Here is a 22,466-nt window from a genome sequence, read left to right as displayed (position 1 = left end):
CCATGTTGAGCCGCGTTCGACGCTACTGGTATGGCCGTGCGTTCCGAACTGGCGAGTTCGCGCCGCTCTTTGCCACCCCACCGGAAGATGAACGGATCGCCCTCGATTTCGAGACCACCAGTCTCGATCCCGAGCAGGCCGAGATCGTCTCCATCGGGGCGGTGCGCATTCAGGGCAACCGGCTGCTGACCGGTGAGGCCCTCGCCATCAAAGTACAGCCACCGGCCAGCCTGACCAGCCAATCTGTGGTGATCCACGGTCTGCGCCATCAGGATCTGCAACAGGGGATGGAGCTGGAAGCCTCGCTGCGCCTGCTACTCGACTATATCGGCCCGCGCGAACTGGTGGGCTATCACATCGCCTACGACCTGCGTATTCTCAATCTTGCCTGCCAGAAATTGTGGGGATTGACCCTGCCCCAACGAGGGATCGAGGTGAGCCAGCTCTATCACGACCACCTCTATCGCCGCTACCCCGATGCCGCCATTGACCTCCACTTGAGTGCCATCTGCCGTCACTTGGCGCTGCCCCACCTGCCCGCCCACGATGCCCTTGCCGATGCCACCACGGCCGCACTCATCTATCTGCGCCTGACCTGCGGCTCGCCACTGGCTTATCCCAAAGTCTAATTGTCGACAAATAACATTTAATTCACATTTTGCTTACATGAGCAGATTACCTGCTCGTCGGGGTTACCCCATCCACCGCTGACACTCATGTCATGGAGAACTGCAATGGAACAGCAAAGCTATCTGAGGATCCAGCAAGATCCCAACTTCCAGGAGCTGGTCGCCAAGCGCCAGCGTTTTGCCTGGGCCCTCTCGGCTCTGATGCTGGGACTCTACCTGGCGTTTATTCTGCTCATCGCCTTTGCCCCCGGTTGGCTCGGCACCCCGCTCAGCGACAGCACCACCGTCACCCGTGGCATTCCGGTCGGGGTGGGACTGATCCTCTCCTCCTTCGTGTTGACCGGCATCTATGTGTTTCGGGCCAACGGCGAGTTTGACGAGCTGAATCAGAAGATCCTCAAGGGAGTGCAGTCATGAGCGCAAAAAGCATGAAAGGCAAGTGGCTGCTGTTGGCCTCACTGGCCTCCTCCCCCCTGCTGGCAGCGGATGCGCTGACCGGCGAGGTACAACGCCAACCCCTCAATGTGTCGGCCATCGTGATGTTCGTGGTCTTTGTGGCCGCCACTCTGTTCATCACCTACTGGGCCTCCAAGCGCAACCGCTCGGCTTCTGACTACTATGCCGCCGGTGGCCGTATCACCGGCTTCCAGAACGGTCTGGCCATCGCCGGTGACTATATGTCCGCCGCCTCCTTCCTCGGGATCTCCGCGCTGGTCTACACCTCCGGCTACGATGGCCTGATTTACTCCATCGGTTTTCTGGTGGGCTGGCCCATCATTCTGTTCCTGATCGCCGAGCGGCTGCGCAACCTCGGCAAATATACCTTTGCCGATGTCGCCTCCTATCGTCTCAAGCAGACTGAAGTGCGTACCCTCTCCGCCTGTGGTTCGCTGGTGGTGGTCGCCCTCTACCTGATCGCCCAGATGGTTGGTGCTGGCAAACTGATCGAGCTGCTGTTTGGCCTGCAATACCATGTGGCCGTGGTGCTGGTCGGTATCCTGATGGTGCTCTACGTGCTGTTTGGCGGCATGCTAGCCACTACCTGGGTGCAGATCATCAAGGCAGTGATGCTGCTCTCCGGTGCCAGCTTCATGGCCATCATGGTCATGAAATCGGTCAACTTCGATATCGGTGCCCTGTTTAGCGAAGCGGTCAAGGTGCACGAAAAAGGGATTGCCATCATGAGCCCGGGTGGCCTGGTTGCTGACCCCATCTCCGCCATCTCGCTCGGTCTGGCATTGATGTTCGGTACCGCCGGTCTGCCCCATATCCTGATGCGTTTCTTCACCGTGAGTGACGCCAAAGAGGCGCGTAAATCGGTGTTCTACGCCACCGGCTTTATCGGCTACTTCTACATCCTCACCTTCATCATCGGCTTTGGCGCCATCTTGCTGGTGAGCACCAACCCGGCCTTCAAGGACGCCACCGGCGCCCTGCTGGGCGGCACCAACATGGCGGCAGTCCATCTGGCCAATGCGGTCGGTGGCAGCCTGTTCCTCGGCTTCATCTCCGCCGTGGCATTTGCCACCATTCTGGCGGTAGTTGCCGGTTTGACCCTGGCGGGAGCCTCTGCGGTCTCCCATGACCTCTATGCCAGCGTGTTGAAGAAGGGCAAGGCTAACGAGACCGATGAACTGCGTGTCTCCAAGATTACGACTCTGGTGCTGGGCGTGGTTGCCATTGGTCTGGGGATCCTGTTCGAGAAGCAGAACATCGCCTTCATGGTCGGTCTGGCTTTCTCCATCGCCGCCAGCTGCAACTTCCCGGTACTGTTCCTCTCCATGTTCTGGTCACGCCTGACCACCCGTGGCGCAGTCTACGGTGGCTGGCTGGGGCTGGTGAGCGCAGTGACCCTGATGATCCTGGGCCCGACCGTGTGGGTGAAAGTGCTGGGCCATGCCCAGGCCATCTTCCCCTACGAATACCCTGCCCTCTTCTCCATGGGGTTGGCCTTCGTCGGGATCTGGTTCTTCTCCATCACCGACAGCTCCCAGAACGCCGCCGACGAACATGCCAAGTTCCTGCCGCAGTTCGTTCGCTCCCAGACCGGGCTGGGTGCCTCTGGCGCCACCTCCCACTGATGAGTCAATCACACTACCAAGCCGGCCTCGTGCCGGCTTTTTTTATTGCCCATCAATCGGCTGCACGCCCCGCTTGCCCCGATCAAGATCACACTTCTCGCTAAAACTTTCGGGGGATCTGTGCCATAATGCGCGCCATTTGACAGACCAATCGGGACACATACCTTGTTAAGTAGCAACAACATCACCATGCAGTTCGGCGCCAAGCCGCTGTTTGAGAACATCAACGTCAAGTTTGGCGGCGGCAACCGCTATGGCCTTATCGGCGCCAACGGCTGTGGCAAGTCCACCTTTATGAAGATCCTCGGCGGTGATCTGGAGCCCACTGGCGGTAATGTGAGCCTGGACGTCAACGAGCGCATCGGTAAGCTGCGTCAGGATCAGTTCGCCTACGAAGATATGCGCGTACTGGACGTGGTCATGATGGGTCACACCGAGCTGTGGGCGGCCATCGCCGAGCGCGATGCCATCTACGCCAACCTCGAAGCGACCGACGACGACTACATGAAGGCCGCCGAGCTGGAAGGTCTGGTCGCCGAGTATGACGGCTATACCGCCGAGTCCCGCGCAGGCGAACTGCTGCTGGGTGCCGGTATTCCCATCGAGCAGCACAACGGCCCGATGAGCGAAGTGGCTCCTGGCTGGAAACTGCGGGTGCTGCTGGCACAGGCGCTCTTCTCCAACCCTGACATCCTGCTGCTGGACGAACCGACCAACAACCTGGATATCAACACCATTCGCTGGCTGGAGCAGGTGCTCAACGAACGTGAAAGCACCATGATCATTATCTCTCACGACCGTCACTTCCTGAACTCCGTCTGTACCCACATGGCGGATCTGGACTACGGCGAGCTGCGCGTCTACCCGGGCAACTACGATGACTACATGCTGGCCGCCACTCAGGCGCGCGAGCGTCTGCTGGCCGACAACGCCAAGAAGAAGGCCCAGATCGCCGATCTGCAATCCTTCGTCTCCCGTTTCAGTGCCAACGCCTCCAAGTCCAGCCAGGCGACCTCCCGCCTCAAGCAGATCGACAAGATAAAGATTGAGGAAGTGAAGGTCTCCAGCCGTCAGAACCCCTTCATCCGCTTCGAGCAGGAGAAGAAGCTCTACCGCAACATTCTGGAGATCGAAGGCCTGTCCAAAGGTTATGGCGAGGCGCCCCTGTTCAAGGGCCTCAACATGATGCTGGAAGTGGGTGAGAAAGTCGCCATTCTGGGTACCAACGGTATCGGTAAATCGACCCTGATCAAGACGCTGGTCGGGGATCTGGCACCGGATACCGGTACCATCAAGTGGTCCGAAAACGCCCAGATCGGTTACTACGCTCAGGATCACGCCGAAGATTTCGACACTGATCTCAACGTGTTCGACTGGATGGCCCAGTGGAAACAGGAGAACGAAGACGAGCAGGCTGTACGCTCCGTACTGGGCCGTCTGCTCTTCTCCCAGGACGACATCAAGAAGCCGGTCAAGGTGCTCTCCGGTGGTGAACAGGGTCGCATGCTGTTTGGCAAGCTGATGATGCAGCGTCCCAACATCCTGATCATGGATGAGCCGACCAACCACCTGGACATGGAATCTATCGAATCCTTGAACCTGGCTCTCGATATGTACAAGGGCACCCTGATCTTCGTCTCCCACGACCGCGAATTCGTCTCCTCTCTGGCGACCCGCATCCTCGAGCTGAGCGAAGATGGTATCCGCGACTTCGGCGGCACCTACGAGGATTACCTGCGCACCCAGGGCGTGGTATAACCCCGCTCCTGCGCAAGTGCGCAATGCAAAACCGGCACTCAGGTGCCGGTTTTTTTATATCCCGTATCAGGACGTATAGCCGCGGTGTGACTACACGAAGAGCACAGAGCTTGAGTCTCCCCCCCTCTTGCCCACAGATAAAAAAACGACTCCATCAAGGAGCCGTTTTCAATGGATTGCGCAGTGCCGATTACTCGACGGTCGCTTCCACACTGGTGAAGTACTCGATCTTGGCCGCTTTGCGCAACTCGTCGATCAGAGACTTGTAATCCACCTGGGCTTTGCCCTGACCCAGCTGAGCTTGCAGCATGGCGGCCATGCCGGATGCGGCGGCAGGGACGTTGACCTTGTCCAGCGCAACCACAACGCGGTCACCATTGGTCTCGGCAACCAGAGCCACGCTCGGCTTGCCGTCGATCGGATGGGGCAGCGTGAACGCCTGGGCAATCAGGTTCTGATCCAGCTCGCGATCGAAGCGGGCAACCCCTTTGTGGGTCTCCACTTTCAGACCGAGTGCAGTCAGATCGGCGGTGATGCTCTCACCGACTTTCAGCTTGTCCAGCAGGCCCTGGGCCTTACCACGGGCCACTTCGCTAGCCTTGTCATGCTTGATGGCGGCAATCACCTGCTCTTTCACCTCAGCCAGCGGCTTGACCGCTTTGGGCTTGTGACCAGTGATGTGCAGCACCAGCGCCTTGCCGTCAGCCAGCTCGATCACGTCGGAGTTGGTGTTGTCATCGCGCAGCTGTTCGGAGAACGCAATAGAGAGCACCTTGGGATCGTTCAGCGGAGCCGGAGCAGTCGCCTGAGTGAAGAAATCGGAAGATTGAACCTTCATCCCCATGGCATCAGCGGTCAGATCCAGCGAGTCCGGGTTTTCGAAGCTGTTGTCAGCCATCTTCTGCTGCTCGGCGAAGAACTTCTCCTTGGCCTTGTCAGCTTGCAGACGGGTGATGGTCTCTTCTTTCACATCGGCAAACGGCTTGATCTGGGCGGCTTCAACCCCCAGCAGCTTGATGATGTGGAAACCGAACGGGCTCTTCACCACGCCGGAGAGATCGCCAGCCTTGTTCAGGGCGAACGCGGCTTTCTCGAAGGCCGGATCCATCACCCCTTTCTCGAACCAGTCCAGCTCGCCGCCTTTTTTGGCAGAGAAGGTATCGGAAGAGTCAGCCTTGGCCAGTGCAGCGAAATCATCGCCCACCTTGGCTTTGGCCAGCACGGCTTCTGCTTTCTGCTCGGCCGCTTTCTCGTCCTTGCCAAACGGGATCAGGATGTGAGCCACGTGGCGACGCTCGGCACGCTGGAACAGATCCTGGTGCTGATCGTAGTAATCCTGGGCATCCTGCTCGGTGACCTTGATATCCTTGGCGAGGTTGGCAGCGTCCAGCAGCAGATAGTCGACCTTGACCTGCTCGTCGTTCATGAAACGGGCGCCATTGGTCTTGTAGTACTGCTCCAGCTCGTTGTCGGAGACCTGAACGTCAGCCATGTAGTTGGCAGCAGCCAGACGCACCAGACGCAGATCGCGAGTCTGGTTGTAGAGCTTGTCGAGCTGCTCCGCTTCGCCCTTGAGGGAGAATTCGGTGCCCAGCAGGGCGCTCATCAACTGTTGACGCACCATGTCCTGACGCAGGGAGTCACGGAACATTTCAGGAGTCATGCCGGCACGACGGATCAGCTGCAGATAGCGGTCATTGTTGAACTTGCCATTCTCGGCAAACTCCGGCATGGCCACGATGGCTTGCTTGATCTGTTCATCGCTGATGCGCAGACCCAGTTCACGGGCCTTGCTGTCCAGCAGAGCCTGATCGATCAGGCGATCCAGCACACCGCGACGGAACTGTTTCATGTAATCGGGGTTCGCGGCCAGCTGGCTGAATGCCTCTCCCATCTGGGATTCCATGCGGGCGCGCTCGTTACGATAGGCATTTTCCAGTGCCGCAGCACTGATCTCGGTGCCATTGACGGTGGCGGGGGCGGTACGGGCCGGGCCGTTCAGGTAACTACCTACACCAGCCAAGGCAAAGGAGAGGATGATCAGGCCCAAGATAACCTTGGCTACCTTGCCCTGCGCCCCTTCGCGTAGTTTATCCAACATCATGTTTGTACTTATGCTCCCGAACTCGATGGGCGTAAACAATAAAAAGGCGCACCGATTGCGATGCGCCTTGGTCAATCAGTATGAGAGAAGACTCTCTAACTTGTCTGGTCTGCGACCAAGGACGGTAGCCGACGGATATCAGCGACCGACTTAGTTAACAGCGTCTTTCAGGGCCTTACCGGCTTTGAAGGCAGGAACTTTACCAGCAGCGATTTCGATGGTCGCGCCAGTCTGCGGGTTACGGCCTGAACGGGCAGCACGCTCGCGCACAGCGAAAGTACCGAAACCAACCAGAGCAACCTGGTCACCCTCTTTCAGCGCTTCACCAACAGCATCAATGAAGGCATCCAACGCACGGCCAGCGGCAGCTTTGGAGATATCGGCACCGTCTGCAATCTTGTCAATCAGTTGAGATTTATTCACTCTTATATTCCCCTTTTATCAAACACCGCTGCGGCGCTGATTTCCTTGGCCACAACAAGTGGAGGTTTTATAGCAAGCCTCCTGAACAGTTGCAAGTGACAATCTGGCGCAAACCCGCGCCACACAACGCATTGCGACTCATCACGAGTACCCGATCGGTGGTCAAGGCTACTTCCGTTATCGGGTGCATGCAAGCCTTAACCACCCGCCGAATGCGCCAAATTTGCGGCGCATCAACATTTACACGACAGAAACGCGCTCAAACCCCTGTGGATTGTCCTGCAACGCCAATTCCAGCACCTCGTCAATCCAGCGAACCGGATAAATTTCAAGGTCTTGTTTGACGTTTGCCGGGATCTCCTCAAGGTCACGCTCGTTCTCTTTCGGAATAAGCACTCGCTTGATGCCGCCACGGTGGGCTGCCAGCAACTTCTCCTTGAGACCACCGATGGGCAGCACTTCGCCGCGCAAGGTGATCTCCCCTGTCATCGCCACATCAGCACGAACCGGATTACCGGTCAAGCTGGAGACCAGGGCGGTACACATGGCGATACCGGCGCTCGGACCATCTTTCGGGGTTGCCCCTTCCGGTACGTGCACGTGGATATCGCGCTTCTCGTAGAAGTCGGCGTTGATACGCAGCTTCTCGGCACGGGCCCGTACGACCGTCATGGCCGCCTGGATGGACTCCTGCATCACGTCACCGAGAGAACCGGTATAAGTGAGCTTGCCCTTGCCCGGCATGTTGGTGGTCTCGATGGTGAGCAGATCGCCCCCCACTTCGGTCCACGCCAGACCACACACCTGACCCACTTGATTCTGGTCGGTGGCCTTGCCGTAATCGAAACGCTGCACCCCGAGGAACTCCTTGAGGTTCTCCTGATTGACCTGAACATGCTTGATGCTCTTGTCCAGCAGGATGCGCTTGACCGCCTTGCGACAAATCTTGGAGATCTCGCGCTCCAGACTCCGCACCCCCGCCTCGCGGGTGTAGTAGCGGATCACTCCGACCAGGGCAGAATCTTCGATGGTGATCTCGGACTCTTTCAGGCCGTTGCGCTGGATCTGCTTGGCAACCAGATGCTGCTTGGCAATGTTGAGCTTCTCATCTTCGGTGTAACCGGAGAGACGGATCACTTCCATCCGGTCCAGCAAGGGGCCCGGGATGTTCATGGAGTTGGAGGTAGCCACGAACATCACGTCCGACAGGTCATAATCCACTTCCAGGTAGTGATCGTTGAAGCTGTTGTTCTGTTCCGGATCCAGCACTTCCAGCAAGGCGGATGCGGGATCGCCGCGCATGTCCGAGCTCATCTTGTCGATCTCGTCGAGCAGGAACAGCGGGTTCTTCACGCCGACTTTCGCCATCTTCTGGATGAGTTTGCCGGGCATGGAACCAATATAGGTACGGCGGTGACCGCGGATCTCCGCTTCGTCACGCACCCCACCGAGGGCCATCCGCACATATTTGCGGCCTGTCGCCTTGGCGATGGATTGGCCCAGCGAGGTCTTGCCTACACCGGGAGGCCCAACCAGACAGAGGATGGGGCCCTTGAGCTTGTTCACCCGTGCCTGTACCGCCAGATATTCGAGGATGCGATCCTTGACCTTCTCGAGGCCATAGTGATCGGCATCCAGCACCTCTTGCGCCTTGCCAAGATCTTTCTTGACCTTGGAGCGCGCCTTCCACGGCACCTGTACCATCCAGTCCACATAGCTGCGAACCACGGTAGCCTCGGCGGACATGGGAGACATCATCTTCAGCTTGGCAAGCTCGGCCTGGGCCTTTTCACGGGCATCTTCCGGCATGCCAGCCTCTTCAATCTTGCGATTGAGGGCTTCAAACTCATCCGGGCTATCTTCCAGCTCACCCAGCTCTTTCTGGATGGCCTTCATCTGCTCGTTGAGGTAATACTCGCGCTGGCTCTTTTCCATCTGCTTCTTGACGCGAGTACGGATGCGCTTCTCAACCTGCAGCAGGTCAATTTCCGACTCCATCATCGCCATCAGGAATTCGATGCGCTCGGAGACCGAGACGATCTCCAGCACCTTCTGCTTGTCTTCCAGCTTGAGCGGCATGTGGGCCGCCATGGTGTCAGCCAGACGCGCAGCATCGTCGATCGCCGAGATCGAGGTCAGTACCTCGGGCGGGATCTTCTTGTTGAGCTTGATATAGCCTTCAAACTGGCCAATGGCGGAGCGAACCAGTACTTCCTGATCCTTCTCCTCAATGGCTTGGGAGGGGATGTACTGGGCCTCGCAGACAAAGAAATCTTTGTCGTCGATCATCCGCTCCAGGCGGGCACGCTGCCCACCCTCTACCAGCACCTTGACGGTGCCGTCCGGCAGCTTGAGCATCTGCAGAATATTGGCCACTGTCCCGACGGTGAAGATCTCCTCCACAGTCGGCTCATCGGTTGACGCATCCTTCTGGGCCACCAGCAGAACTTTCTTGTCCTGCTCCATGGCCGCTTCCAGACAGCGAATGGATTTTTCCCGCCCCACAAAGAGTGGAATGACCATGTGGGGATAAACCACCACGTCACGAAGAGGCAGGACGGGAATCTCGATGCGTTCTGAACGCTCTAGGTTCATATATGTCCTCTCGGCTTGTTATACCGTTGGCAAAGCGCTTGGCTGAGTATATGGGGGCGCTGAGATGAGATTCAATCGCCGAAACCGTAAAAAGCATGAAAGGGGCAAAAAGCCCCTTCCATTTGATTAAAAATCAGACATTTACTCTGATGCAGCAGCCTGGGTTTCGGGATTTTCGTAGATCATCAAGGGCGCGGAGTCCCCTTTGATCACGGTCTCGTCGATCACCACCTTGCTGACCCCTTCCAGAGAAGGCAGGTCATACATGGTATCCAGCAGTACGGCTTCCACAATAGAACGCAGACCACGAGCACCGGTTTTACGCTCCATCGCCTTGCGGGCAATAGCGTTGAGCGCATCGTCACGGAACTCCAGCTCAACCCCTTCCAGATCGAACAACGCAGCGTACTGTTTGGTCAGCGCGTTCTTCGGCTCTTTCAGGATCTGGATAAGCGCAGACTCATCCAGCTCGGTCAGGGTCGCGACCACCGGCAGACGACCGATGAACTCGGGGATCAGACCATATTTGATCAGATCTTCCGGCTCTACCTTGGCGAAGGTCTCGCTCAGGGTGGCCTTGGCATCCTTGGATTTCACCTCGGCGCCAAAACCGATACCGGTTCCCTTCACGGAACGCTGCTCGATCACCTTGTCCAGACCGGCAAAGGCACCGCCGCAGATGAAGAGGATCTTGGAGGTATCAACCTGCAAGAACTCCTGCTGCGGATGCTTGCGACCACCTTGCGGCGGCACGGAAGCGATGGTCCCTTCGATTAGCTTGAGCAGTGCCTGCTGCACCCCTTCCCCGGAGACATCGCGGGTGATGGAGGGGTTGTCCGACTTGCGGGAGATCTTGTCGATCTCGTCGATATAGACGATGCCACGCTGGGCCTTCTCTACGTCGTAGTCGCACTTTTGCAGCAGCTTCTGGATGATGTTCTCCACGTCCTCGCCCACATAACCGGCTTCGGTCAGGGTGGTCGCATCGGCCATGGTGAACGGCACATCCAGCAGACGAGCCAGAGTCTCGGCCAGCAGGGTTTTACCGCTACCGGTCGGGCCAATCAGCAGAATGTTGGATTTGCCCAGCTCCACACCACTGTTTTCGCCGCTGTTGCGCAGACGCTTGTAGTGGTTATAGACGGCAACGGCCAACACCTTCTTGGCATACTCCTGCCCGATCACATAGTCATCGAGATGAGCGCGGATCTGATGAGGGGTCGGCAGCTCGTTACCATCGCGCTTGGGAGAGATCTCGCGGATCTCTTCGCGGATGATGTCGTTGCACAGCTCGACACACTCATCACATATGTAGACGGAAGGGCCAGCGATCAGCTTGCGCACTTCATGCTGGCTTTTGCCGCAAAAAGAGCAGTAGAGCAGCTTATCACCCTCACCCTTGCGTTTTTCTGTCATTCAGCAACCTCGTTTTATCAATAGAGGATGGATCGGCCTGTTGAGTTTACAACAGACCGGGACACCCTGCTCAGCTACGCTGGCTCAGGACACCGTCTACCAGACCATAGGCCACGGCCTGCTCGGCGGACATGAAGTTGTCACGATCGGTGTCACGCTCGATGGTAGCCATGTCCTGACCGGTGTGGAACGCCAGGCGCTCGTTCAGGGTATTTTTGATCTTCAGGATCTCCTGGGCGTGGATCTGGATATCAGATGCCTGACCCTGGAAGCCACCCAGCGGCTGGTGGATCATCACGCGGGCGTTAGGCAGGCAGAAACGCTTGCCCTTGGCACCGCCAGCCAGCAGGAAGGCACCCATGGAGCAGGCCTGCCCCATGCAGACGGTGCTGACATCCGGCTTGATGAACTGCATGGTGTCATAGATGGACATGCCCGCAGTCACCGAACCACCCGGCGAGTTGATGTAGATATAGATGTCCTTGTCCGGATTCTCGGACTCGAGGAACAACAGCTGGGCAACCACCAGATTGGCCATGTGATCTTCAACCTGACCAGTCAGGAAGATCACCCGCTCTTTCAGCAGACGGGAGTAAATATCGTAGGAACGTTCACCCTTGGCAGTCTGTTCGACCACGATGGGGACCAGCGCATTGCTGGGAGAATCGGTCATATCGTTATAGTTCTTGTACATAAGGCATTGTCCCTAAAATAAAATGGCCCGAGTGGAGATCACACGAGCCATTATACTTAACAGTCTTGACCTTAAGTCAAATGTTCTTAGGCAGCGGCGCCAGACTTGTTGATCACTTCGTCAAAGGCAACTTCTTTTTCGGTCACTTGCGCTTTGGACAGGATCAGGTCGATGGCTTGATCTTCTACTGCCAGGTTACGAACGCCGTTCAGCATCTGTTCGTTCTTCTGATAGTACTCGATCACTTCCTTCGGATCTTCGTAGGCAGTTGCCATGGACTCGATGATGCTGTTTACACGGGCATCGTCAGCCTTGATTTCGTTGGTACGGATCACGTCACCCAGCAGCAGGCCTACGCGTACACGACGCTCGGCTTGAGCCTGGAACAGTTCAGCCGGCAGCTCGGGAGCGTTGCCGCCCTGGAAGCCACCGAAACGCTGCAGAGCCTGCTGACGCAGTGCGTCGATCTCTTGAGCAACGGCAGCTTTCGGCAGGTCGATTTGGTTGGCTTCAACCAGACCGTTCAGAACCTGCTCTTTCACGCTGTTTTTCAGGGCTTGAGCCAGTTCGCGCTCCATGTTCTTGCGCACTTCGGCTTTCAGCTCTTCAACAGAACCGCTCTCGATACCAAAACGCTTCACGAACTCTTCGGTCAGCTCAGGCAGGATCTGCTCTTCAACCTTGATCAGCTTGGAAGCGAACTTGGCTTCTTTGCCTTTCAGGTTTTCAGCGTGGTAGTCAGCCGGGAAGGTCACTTCGATGGTGAACTCGTCGCCTGCTTTCTTGCCCATGATGGCGTCTTCGAAACCCGGGATCATGCGGCCAGCGCCCAGCACCAGGTTGAAGCCTTCAGCTTTGCCGCCGTCGAACTCTTCACCGTCAATGGAACCGACAAAGTCCATGGTCACACGCATGCCATTGGCAGCGGCAACATCGGCATCAGCCCAGGTAGCGTGCTGCTTGCGCAGGGTGTCGATCATGTTGGCCAGATCTTCATCCTTCACGGTCGCAACCGGCTTCTCGACCTTGATGGTCTCGAGACCTGCAACTTCGAACTCCGGATACACTTCGAAAGTGGCGGTGAATTCGAAATCCTGACCTTCTTTGATCTCTTTCGGATCCATGGTCGGGGCACCGGCCGGGCTCAGTTTGTTTTCGATGATGGCTTTGATGAAGTTGCTCTGCATCATTTCATCAGCAACGCGGGCGTGAGCCATGGCGCCGAACATCTTCTTGATGATGGCAACCGGAGCCTTGCCAGGACGGAAACCGTCGATGCGACGAGTTTTGGCCAGGCCATTCAATTCTTTACGCACAGCGGCGTCTACGGTAGCAGCCGGTACAGTGATGGTAAGACGGCGTTCCAGACCCTGGGTTGTCTCTACAGAAACTTGCATTCTTCTACCTCGTTCAACTCAGCACTGTGTGCTGACCCTTTATTACCCCTGGGCAAAGCCCGGAGTCTTCCTGTTTATAAAGACAACGATATGTCTTTGTGATGAGAAAATATGACGCGGCATTATAGCGGCGCACTTTGGTCGAGTCGAGCCACACATCCCCCACATTGAGCGGCGTGCAAGCACAATTCGTGCAAAACTGCCCTTTATATGGGGAGAGAGGTGCCCGACTTCAACTATCCGATGGCAATAATTTTGCGTTTGCTCACCTTTTTTCATCCGAACGCCGCTTTATTACCCATCTTTCGCCAAAAAACAGCCCACCGTTGCGCGCGGCGACTCAATTTGACCAGCCAAATGGCGATTGGACCAATCAACCATTGCGTCCCTACCCCTCCCTCGTTATGGTGACAACCAAATTGATGATCTGGAGTCACTCACATGGCCTTTTTCCGCTTCTTGTTCAATCTGCTCTGGTTTGTACTGGGAGGTGTCTTTATGGGCCTGGCCTGGTGGCTGGCCGGTCTTGTCTGCTTTATCTCGCTGGTCGGCATCCCCTGGGGACGTGCCTGCTTCGTGATCGGCACCTTTACCTTCTTCCCGTTTGGCAAGCAGGCGGTCAATCGCAAGACCATGACTGGCCAGAGCGATATCGGCACCGGCACTCTGGGGCTGATTGGCAACATCCTCTGGTTCGTGCTGATCGGCGTCTGGCTGGCCATCGGCCACATCGCTTCCGCGCTGGCCTGCTTTGTGACCATTATCGGTATCCCGTTCGGTATCCAGCACCTCAAGCTGGCGCTGATCAGCCTGGCGCCCATTGGCCAGATGATTGTGACCAATCAGGAGGCGGAATCGGGCCGCTATATCCGCTAACGGCGGGAAATGCGCGGGCAGACGCTGCCCTGCAACGAAAAAAAGGGCAGACTAGGGTCTGCCCTTTTTTATTGTCTTTTGTTGAGGCCGTCATGTTACCCAGCCACTTTTTCGCCAATCTCGCCCGCATGAAGCTGATCTACCGCTGGCCCCTGATGCGCAACATCCAGCCCGAAAATATTGCCGAGCACAGCCTGCAGGTCGCCATGGTGGCCCATGCCCTCGGCATCATCAAAAACCGGCTGTTTGGCGGTAGCGTGAATGCCGATCGCGCCGCCGTGATGGCGCTCTATCATGACAGCAGCGAGGTACTGACCGGCGATCTGCCCACCCCGGTCAAATACTTCAACCCCGAAATTGCCCGCGAGTACAAGAAAATCGAGCTGGCCGCCGAGCAGCGCCTGCTCGCCATGCTGCCGCCGGAACTGGTGGAGGACTTTCGCCCCCTGCTCGATTCGGCAGCCCAGGATGACGAGCTGGCCAGGCTGGTCAAGGATGCCGACACCCTCTGCGCCTATACCAAGTGTCTGGAGGAGATCAACGCAGGCAACCGGGAGTTCGAACCGGCTCGCAAGCGCCTTGAAGCCATGCTGGCAGCCCGGATGAGCGATGAGATGCGCTACTTTATCGACACCTTCGTGGCCAGCTTCTCCCTGCCGCTCGATGAGTTGAACGCCCACTAAGTCCGCTCACCACATCGACACACAGACAGAAAAACAGAAGGGCCCGCCGGTTTAACACCGGCGGGCCCTTCGTTCTTTATTGCGCATTAGATGCAACGCATCAGTGACCCAGCTCGCGGGAGGGTACCAGACCGCTCGCTCGCCAGGCGGGATAGAGGGTAGCCACCAGACTCATCAGGATAGCAGCGCCCGTCACGATAAGCAGATCCTGCATATGCAACTCGGTCGGCAAAAAGTCGATAAAGTAGATATCCGGATTGAGGAAGCGGTGACCGATGAGCTTTTCGACAACGCTCAGGATCTGGGTCAGCTTGCTGGAGAGCAGCCCGCCCAGCAGGGCGCCGAGCAGGGCACCTGCCACGCCGTTGACCATCCCCTGAATGACGAAGGTGAGCCGGATCTGGCCGGGGCTCGCCCCCATGGTTTTCAGGATGGCGATCTCGCTGCGCTTCTCGTTCACCGCCATCACCAGGGTGGAGACGATGTTGAAGCAGGCGACAGCCACCACCATCAGCATCACCACATACATGACGGTACGCACCATCTGGATGTCCTGATAGAGGTAGCCCTGGCTGTTCATCCAGCTGCGGATATAGACGTGATGAGGGAACAGCTGCGCGGCGGCTACGGTGATGGATTGCGCCTTAAGCACATCGCTCACCCGCAGGCTGAAGCCCTCCACATCGCTGCCCATGCCGGTGATCGCTTGCGCATCGGCCAGATGCATAAAGCCGAGCAACCCGTCGAGCTGACCACCGATCTCCAGCAGCCCCACCACGGTCAGGGCTTCGCGCCGAGGATTCTTGATCCCCGCCTGATCACCCCCTTGCGGCAGCAGCAGGGCGACCGAGTCCCCCACCTTGACCCCCAGCTTGTCAGCGATGGTCTTGCCGAGGATCACCCCACGTTCACCCGGTTGCAACTCACGCAGGCCGCGGCCCGTCATGTATTTGCCCGCATCCGACAGATTGGCTTCCAGATCGGGCAGCACGGCGCGCAGTTGCACCCCCTTGAGGGCGGAGCCGTGCTCCAGCAGGCCATTGAGGCGAATGACCGGCGCGGCCGCCTCAACGCCCGGCTGGGCCAGCAGGTAGTCACGCAGACGTGGCCAGTCCGGCAGCGGCCGCTCGACGGCGTCCAGCTCACCTTGCGGCACCACGGAGAGCACTCGATCTTTAAGCTCCCGCTCGAAACCGTTCATGGCGGAGAGGCCCAGGATCAGCGCCATCACCCCGAGGGCAATACCGATCAGGGAAGAGGCAGAGATAAAGGCGATAAACCCGTTGCGACGGCGGGAGCGGCTGTAACGCAGGCCCAGAAAGAGGGGCAGCGGTTTGAACATCAGGCAACCTCCGCCATCACGCCGCTCACCAGGGTCACCCGGCGATGGAGCTTGGCCGCCAGGCTCAAGTCGTGGGTCACCACCACAAACGCAGTGCCCAGTTCACGGTTCAGTTCACACAGCAGTTCGTACACCGCGGTGGCACTGGCGTGATCCAGATTACCGGTGGGCTCATCCGCCAGCACCAAGCTCGGTTCGTTGACCAGCGCCCGGGCGATCGCCACCCGCTGACGTTCGCCACCAGAAAGCTCGGAGGGACGGTGATTCAAGCGATGGGAGAGCCCCACCCGCCCCAGCATCTTGGTTGCCTTTTCGGTGGCAACCGCCACCGACTCACCAGCGATCAGCAGCGGCATGGCCGCATTTTCCAGCGCACTGAACTCGGAGAGCAGGTGGTGGAACTGATAGACAAAGCCCAGCTCGCGGTTGCGAAAACGGGCCTGGGTACGGCTGTCCCAGTGGTGGATATCCTCCCCCTTGAACAGCACGGCGCCGCTGGAGGGGTTGTCCAGCGCCCCCATCAGGTGCAGCAGAGTGGTCTTGCCGGAGCCGGAGCTCCCCACCACCGCCAGCATTTCACCGGGTGCGACGCAGAGATCGATCCCCTTGAGCACCTGAGTCTCCAGCTCCCCCTCTTTATAGACATGATTGAGCGCCTGGCAGCGCAGCAGAGGTTCACGGGATACGGCTTCATTCATAACAGGGGCTCCACTTACGCCAGTGACCACAGAGGCACCAGTAACAACGCCGGTACTCGCACCGGAGGTAACAACAGAAGATGTATTATTCACGGCATTACTCATAACGCAGCGCCTCGGCCGGTTTCACCCGCGCGGCGCGTGCCGCCGGGTAAAGGGTGGCACTGAAGCTCAGCAGCACGGCGCCCAGCAAAATGGTGATGACCTGAGCCGGCTCGACGATCACCGGCAGGCCACTGCCGCCCGCCGCCATATAGAGGTTGAGCCCCACCGCATTGAGCAGAGGGTTGAGACCCAGGGAGAGCGCCAGGCCCGCCAGTCCGCCAAACAGGGCGCCAATCACCCCGCTGGAGGCGCCAAGCACCATGAAGATTTTGACGATCCCCGATTCACTCATGCCCATGGTGCGCAGGATGGCCACTTCACCCTCCTTGTCCGTCACCACCATCACCAGCGCGGAGAGGATGTTGAAAGTAGCGACGGCGATGATCAGCACCAGCATCAGCCCCATCATCCGTTTTTCCATGGCGACCGCCTGGAACAGCTCGCCCCGCTCGCGGCGCCAATCCTGCCATAGCAAGCCATCCGGCAACGGTGTCTTGATCACTTCGTCAGCCGCAAAGGGATCATCGAGCCAGAGGCGAATGCCACCGACGGTTTCTGTCGGCAGACGCAGCAAGCGCTGGGCATCTCCCAGTGCGATCAGCGCAATCTGGTTATCCACATCGGCGCCGACCCCGAAGATACCGGAGACGGTAAAGAGGCGCTGGGCCGGTACCCGACCAAAGGGAGTGAAGCGGGTCCCCTCGGTCAGGATCAGGCGAACCTGATCGCCGATGGAGACATTGAGGCGACGTGCCACCCCCTGCCCCAGCACGATGCGGTAGTGGCCGGCCTGCAGGGTATCGAGGCGCCCCCCCAGCATCTGGCTGTGGAGGATGTCATCCTTGGGCCACTTTGCAGGGTCGATCCCCTGCACACTCACCCCGGTCAGCTGGCCGGGGCTTTGCAGCATCCCTTCGCTGTCGAGCATGGGGGCCGAGGCGACCACATGGGGTAATTTGGCCAGATCCGGCAAGCCTTGCGGGTCTGCATCAATACGGCCAGCCTGATTGGTCACCACCACATGGGGGATCACCCCGAGGATGCGCCCTTTGAGCTGCCCTTCGAAACCGTTCATCACCGAAATGACCACCATCAGGGCGGCGACCCCGATGGCGATGCCAAAGGTAGAGAACAGGGAGATAAATGAGACGAAGCGATTGCTGCGCTTCGAGCCTGCATAACGCAGGCCGATGGCCAGCGAAAGGGGCTGAAAAAGTCCGGTCTTCAAGGATATGTACGTTGCCAACAAAATAAGATACCGGATAATAAAGGGAAACCGTCCATGACAACAAGGGATAGCCTCCATGCAGGAACAGTTCTTCAGCGTCACTCATGCCACGCCGGTCAATGTGATCCCCATGCCGGCCGACTTCCACCTCCCCTCGCTGGAGGAGCTGGACGCTGAGCTGCCGGAGCCCTTTCGGATCTCTTCGGCCATTACCTCCATCGATCTGGTGACCACTCGCCTGCTGCGCAACCAGAACGAGTCGATGCACGATCTGATCGAGATCGTCAATCAGCAGTCCCGCAAGATCGATATGATCATGGGCTATGTGCTCTCCCTGCAGGACCATCCGGAGCAGCGCTTTCACACCCTGCGCTTCGGGGCTGGCCAACTCACCTACCTGCACCCCTATCATGGTCACTGGGATGCGCCGCACCTGCACCAGATCGTGCGCCTCAAGATTTTCCTGCGGGAAGAGGCGGCCGCCATCTACTGCTATGGCCAGGTCAAACAGCTTGACGGCGGTGAACATGGCACCCATGTGCAGCTCGACTATGTGCGGATCCGCGAAGATGACCGTGAACTGCTGGTTCGTGCCAGCCTCCACGTGCAATCGAAGCAGCTCAAGCTGCGCGCCCAAGAACGTCAGCGCTAACCAGAGCGAACGTCAGCGATAGATAACGTCAACGTTAAAAGAATCGAACCATGCCAATGACACTCCCCGCCTTGCCCGCCAAAGCGGGCCAAAAGATCACGCTCGGCCAGCTGGTCGGCAGCAGCCTCTCGCTGATTGCAGCTCGTCTCACCAATGAAGCCAAAGGGCCGGTACTGCTTATCACCGCCGATACCCCGAGCGCCCTGCGCCTGGAGCAGGAGCTACAGTATTTGCTGACAGGCAAGCTGCTGGCAGACAAGCAGCTAGCCGATCAGTCCGCCCCCGTATTGCTGTTCCCCGATTGGGAGACCCTGCCCTACGACACCTTCTCCCCCCATCAGGACATCATCTCCCAGCGGCTCGAGACTCTCTACAAGCTGCCGCAGATGAGCAAGGGGGTACTCATTGTCCCCATCTCCACCCTGATGTTGCGCTGCGCCCCCCGGGTCTATCTCGACAAATACAGCCTGATGGTTAAGGCCGGCCAGCGCCTCAATCTGCAACAGTTGCGCGGCCGCCTGGCCGAGGCGGGTTACGTGGCGGTGGATCAGGTGCTGGAGCACGGCGAGTTTGCCGCCCGCGGCTCCCTGCTCGATCTCTTCCCCATGGGCAGCAGCAGCCCCTATCGCATCGACTTCTTCGACGATGAAGTGGACTCCATCCGCCCATTCGATCCCGAGACTCAGCGCTCCAGCGAACCGGTCAAGACGGTCAGCCTGCTGCCCGCCCGGGAATACCCTACCGACGAGGCGGCCATCGAACTGTTTCGCGGCCAGTTCCGCGAGCAGTTCGAGCTGTCGCGGGCCGAGGGTTCCGTCTATCAGGAGGTGAGCAAGGGACGCTGGCCCGCCGGCATCGAGTATTATCTGCCGCTCTTCTTCAACCAGACCGCCAGCCTGTTTGACTATCTGCCGGAAGAGACCCTGCTGCTCACCGTGGGGGATATCTACCCCGCCGCCCAGCGCTTCTGGAACGACATCGGCCAGCGCTATGAAGACAGACGCTGGGACAACACCCGCCCACTGCTGCCACCGGCCCAGCTCTATCTGCCGGTGGAGCAGCTCTTTGCCTCCCTCGGCCAATATGGCGCGGTGCGGCTGCAAGAGGCCGCCACCGCCGGTGATGCCGGTCAGCACGATCTGCCCATCTCCGCGCTGCCCGATCTGCAACTCGATCACAGCAAGGAGCAACCTCTGCTGGCGCTTAACCAGTTCCTGCAAGGCTTTGCCGGGCGCACCCTGTTTGCGGTGGAATCCGAAGGGCGACGGGAGGTGCTCGGCGATCTGCTGGCGCGTATCTCGCTGCAACCCAAGGAATTCCCCTCTCTCGACGCCTTTATGGCGAGCCCGGATCGACACGGCCTGCTGGTGGCACCGCTTGAGCGTGGCTTCCTGTGGCAGGAGGTCGGTCAGGATCCACTGGCGCTGATCACCGAGACCGAACTGCTGGGCGGCAAAGTGCGCAGCAAGCGGGCGCGGGAGAAGAGCAAAAACTTAAGCTCCGATGCGGTGATCAGAAACCTGGGCGAGCTGACCCAGGGTCAGCCGGTGGTCCATCTGGATCATGGGGTCGGCCGCTATCTGGGGCTCGAAACCATCGACGCCGGTGGTCTGCCCACCGAGTTTTTGACCCTCGAATATGCCGGCGGCGACAAGCTGTTCGTGCCGGTCACCAGTTTGCACCTTATCAGCCGCTACACCGGCTCTGATAACCCGCCCAGCCACAAGCTGGGTGGCGAGGCCTGGAGCAAGGCGCGGCGCAAGGCGGCGGAGAAGGTGCGCGACGTGGCAGCCGAGTTGCTGGATGTCTACGCTCATCGCGCCGCTCGCGCCGGGTTTGCCTTCAAGCACGACAAAGAGGCCTATCGCCAATTTGCCGCCAGCTTCCCGTTCGAGGAGACCGACGATCAGCTCAACGCCATCAATGCGGTGCTGGGGGACATGTGTCAAGCCAAGAGCATGGACCGACTGGTGTGCGGCGACGTGGGTTTCGGCAAGACCGAAGTGGCGATGCGGGCGGCGTTTGTGGCCGTCCATGGCGGCAAGCAGGTTGCCGTGCTGGTGCCTACCACCCTACTGGCGCAACAGCACTACGACAACTTCCGCGACCGCTTCGCCAACTGGCCGGTGCGGGTCGAGGTGCTGAGCCGCTTCCGCTCCGCCAAGGAGCAGACCGCTGTGATGAAGGAATTGGCCGAAGGCAAGGTGGATATCATCATCGGCACCCACAAGCTGCTCGGCTCCGAGCTCACTTTCAAGGATCTGGGACTGCTCATCGTCGATGAGGAGCACAGATTCGGGGTGCGCCAGAAGGAGAAGATCAAGGCGCTGCGGGCCGATGTGGATATCCTCACCCTCACGGCCACCCCTATTCCGCGCACCCTCAATATGGCGATGTCCGGCATGCGGGATCTCTCCATCATCGCGACTCCACCCGCCAAGCGACTCGCCATAAAAACCTTCGTGCGCCAGCACGAACCGGCGGTGGTGCGCGAGGCGGTGCTGCGGGAATTGAAGCGTGGCGGCCAGGTCTACTACCTGCACAACGACGTGGAGAGCATCGAGAAGTGCGCCGCCGACCTGGCGGAGCTGGTACCCGAGGCCCGCATTGGCATCGCCCACGGCCAGATGCGCGAGCGCGACCTTGAGCGGATCATGTCCGACTTCTACCACCAGCGCTTCAACCTGCTGGTCTGCACTACCATCATCGAGACCGGCATCGACGTGCCAAGCGCCAACACCATCATCATGGATCGGGCGGATCACCTGGGTCTGGCCCAGCTGCACCAGCTGCGGGGCCGGGTTGGCCGCTCCCACCATCAGGCCTATGCCTATCTGCTCACCCCCCATCCCAAGCTGATGACCAAGGATGCGGCGAAGCGGCTGGAGGCGATCGCCTCGCTCGAAGATCTCGGTGCCGGTTTTGCGCTGGCGACCCACGATCTGGAGATCCGTGGCGCGGGCGAACTGCTCGGCGATGATCAGAGCGGCCAGATTGAATCGGTGGGCTTCACCCTCTATATGGAGATGCTGGAGCAGGCGGTCGAGGCGCTGAAAAATGGCAAGGAGCCGTCGCTGGAGCAGCTGATGAGCCAGCACACCGAGGTGGAGCTGCGCCTGCCTGCGCTGTTGCCGGATGACTATATTCCGGACGTCAATATGCGCCTCTCCATGTACAAGCGGATCGCCAGTGCGGCGGACGAGCAGGAGCTGCGCGAGCTGAAAGTGGAGCTGATCGACCGCTTTGGTCTCTTGCCGGAGGCGACCAAAACTCTGCTGGAGCTGGCCGCTTTCCGCCAGCGTGCCACCGCCCTTGGCATTCGCCGGGTGGAGATGAGCGAGCGCGGTGGCTATCTCGACTTCACCCAGGAGACCAAGGTCAATCCGGCCTATCTGGTCAAACTGCTCTCCAGCCAGCCAAGGGTCTACAAGATGGACGGGCCGACCCGGCTGCGCTTCCAGGTGCCGACCCAGGATCGCGCCATGCGCCTGAAACTGGTGGATGGATTGCTGGCTGATCTGGCCAACAACAGCCTGTGAATATCTGCAACGCTGGCGGCGAGCCAGAGAGATAATGCCAACTAAAACGGGAGCCATATCGGCTCCCGTTTTGTTTATGTTGGCTGGTGACTAGCGTCTCCCTTCTCCCCTTGTGGGAGAAGGGTCGGGGATGAGGGGGGCAGTGAAAACCATTCCCCTCACCCTGCCCTATCCCAGGGGGAGAGGGAATCGCGCCGGAAAATGTTGGGCTTCGCTGCGCTCAGCACCAACCTACACCTCTGACGA

Annotated in this window: 17 protein-coding genes; 8 read left to right on the top strand and 9 right to left on the bottom strand. The window is 58.9% G+C overall.

Annotated elements, in window-relative coordinates:
- The first annotated feature begins 2 nt into the window (after positions 1 to 2).
- The 4 genes from ACTG1K_RS12525 (at position 3) to ACTG1K_RS12510 (ending at position 4,468) form a co-directional block, all read left to right on the top strand.
- The gene (locus tag ACTG1K_RS12525; protein ID WP_440005540.1) at positions 3 to 629 is read left to right on the top strand and encodes a 3'-5' exonuclease; all 627 of its coding nucleotides are present in this window, start codon (positions 3 to 5) and stop codon (positions 627 to 629) included.
- A gap of 105 nt (positions 630 to 734) precedes the next feature.
- The gene (locus tag ACTG1K_RS12520) at positions 735 to 1,046 is read left to right on the top strand and encodes a DUF485 domain-containing protein (protein ID WP_005336970.1); all 312 of its coding nucleotides are present in this window, start codon (positions 735 to 737) and stop codon (positions 1,044 to 1,046) included.
- Between the two features lie 11 nt (positions 1,047 to 1,057).
- Positions 1,058 to 2,710 carry a cation acetate symporter gene (locus ACTG1K_RS12515; protein WP_425856057.1) on the top strand — a complete coding sequence of 551 codons (1,653 nt, stop codon included), beginning with the start codon at positions 1,058 to 1,060 and terminating at the stop codon, positions 2,708 to 2,710.
- 165 nt (positions 2,711 to 2,875) lie between these two features.
- Positions 2,876 to 4,468 (top strand): ABC-F family ATPase, encoded by a 1,593-nt coding sequence (locus ACTG1K_RS12510; protein ID WP_440005538.1) that lies wholly within the window; start codon positions 2,876 to 2,878, stop codon positions 4,466 to 4,468.
- 190 nt (positions 4,469 to 4,658) lie between these two features.
- Here the strand turns inward: ACTG1K_RS12510 and ppiD are convergent, their stop codons facing one another.
- From ppiD to tig, 6 genes are all read right to left on the bottom strand, one after another.
- A complete protein-coding gene (gene ppiD, locus ACTG1K_RS12505) occupies positions 4,659 to 6,572 on the bottom strand; it encodes a peptidylprolyl isomerase (protein WP_440005536.1) in 1,914 nt (637 codons plus the stop codon).
- Positions 6,573 to 6,722: 150 nt separating this feature from the next.
- The gene (hupB, locus tag ACTG1K_RS12500) at positions 6,723 to 6,995 is read right to left on the bottom strand and encodes a nucleoid-associated protein HU-beta (protein ID WP_005315375.1); all 273 of its coding nucleotides are present in this window, start codon (positions 6,993 to 6,995) and stop codon (positions 6,723 to 6,725) included.
- Positions 6,996 to 7,235: 240 nt separating this feature from the next.
- The gene (gene lon / locus ACTG1K_RS12495) at positions 7,236 to 9,590 is read right to left on the bottom strand and encodes an endopeptidase La (protein WP_005336976.1); all 2,355 of its coding nucleotides are present in this window, start codon (positions 9,588 to 9,590) and stop codon (positions 7,236 to 7,238) included.
- A 141-nt stretch (positions 9,591 to 9,731) separates the two neighbouring features.
- Positions 9,732 to 11,006, bottom strand: a complete 1,275-nt coding sequence (clpX, locus tag ACTG1K_RS12490; RefSeq protein ID WP_005336977.1) for an ATP-dependent protease ATP-binding subunit ClpX — start codon at positions 11,004 to 11,006, stop codon at positions 9,732 to 9,734.
- Between the two features lie 70 nt (positions 11,007 to 11,076).
- Positions 11,077 to 11,700, bottom strand: a complete 624-nt coding sequence (clpP, locus tag ACTG1K_RS12485) for an ATP-dependent Clp endopeptidase proteolytic subunit ClpP (RefSeq protein WP_005336979.1) — start codon at positions 11,698 to 11,700, stop codon at positions 11,077 to 11,079.
- Positions 11,701 to 11,786: 86 nt separating this feature from the next.
- Positions 11,787 to 13,097, bottom strand: a complete 1,311-nt coding sequence (gene tig / locus ACTG1K_RS12480) for a trigger factor (RefSeq protein ID WP_005336981.1) — start codon at positions 13,095 to 13,097, stop codon at positions 11,787 to 11,789.
- A 441-nt stretch (positions 13,098 to 13,538) separates the two neighbouring features.
- Between tig and ACTG1K_RS12475 the strand changes: the two genes are divergently transcribed.
- Positions 13,539 to 13,973, top strand: coding sequence for a YccF domain-containing protein (locus ACTG1K_RS12475; RefSeq protein WP_005336982.1), 435 nt, complete (start codon positions 13,539 to 13,541; stop codon positions 13,971 to 13,973).
- Positions 13,974 to 14,065: 92 nt separating this feature from the next.
- A complete protein-coding gene (gene yfbR / locus ACTG1K_RS12470; RefSeq protein WP_376887764.1) occupies positions 14,066 to 14,656 on the top strand; it encodes a 5'-deoxynucleotidase in 591 nt (196 codons plus the stop codon).
- Positions 14,657 to 14,756: 100 nt separating this feature from the next.
- Here yfbR and lolE read toward each other — a convergent pair whose 3' ends face one another.
- The 3 genes from lolE to ACTG1K_RS12455 form a co-directional block, all read right to left on the bottom strand.
- Positions 14,757 to 15,998 (bottom strand): lipoprotein-releasing ABC transporter permease subunit LolE, encoded by a 1,242-nt coding sequence (lolE, locus tag ACTG1K_RS12465; protein ID WP_440005533.1) that lies wholly within the window; start codon positions 15,996 to 15,998, stop codon positions 14,757 to 14,759.
- Positions 15,998 to 16,696 (bottom strand): lipoprotein-releasing ABC transporter ATP-binding protein LolD, encoded by a 699-nt coding sequence (gene lolD / locus ACTG1K_RS12460; protein WP_005336988.1) that lies wholly within the window; start codon positions 16,694 to 16,696, stop codon positions 15,998 to 16,000. The genes lolE and lolD overlap by 1 nt, the downstream gene beginning before the upstream one ends.
- 97 nt (positions 16,697 to 16,793) lie before the next feature.
- Complete coding sequence (locus tag ACTG1K_RS12455; RefSeq protein WP_040068101.1) at positions 16,794 to 18,029, bottom strand: lipoprotein-releasing ABC transporter permease subunit; 1,236 nt, start codon at positions 18,027 to 18,029, stop codon at positions 16,794 to 16,796.
- A 76-nt stretch (positions 18,030 to 18,105) separates the two neighbouring features.
- Here ACTG1K_RS12455 and ACTG1K_RS12450 point away from each other — a divergent pair, with 76 nt between their 5' ends.
- The gene (locus ACTG1K_RS12450) at positions 18,106 to 18,681 is read left to right on the top strand and encodes a PilZ domain-containing protein (protein WP_440005531.1); all 576 of its coding nucleotides are present in this window, start codon (positions 18,106 to 18,108) and stop codon (positions 18,679 to 18,681) included.
- 56 nt (positions 18,682 to 18,737) lie between these two features.
- Entirely contained in the window at positions 18,738 to 22,220 is a 3,483-nt protein-coding gene (gene mfd, locus ACTG1K_RS12445) for a transcription-repair coupling factor (protein WP_440006822.1), read from the top strand.
- Positions 22,221 to 22,466: the final 246 nt, after the last annotated feature.

The organism is Aeromonas sp. 102P (assembly GCF_051920345.1).
Lineage (GTDB): Bacteria > Pseudomonadota > Gammaproteobacteria > Enterobacterales > Aeromonadaceae > Aeromonas > Aeromonas veronii.
This window is presented reverse-complemented; position numbering and strand designations above follow the sequence as displayed.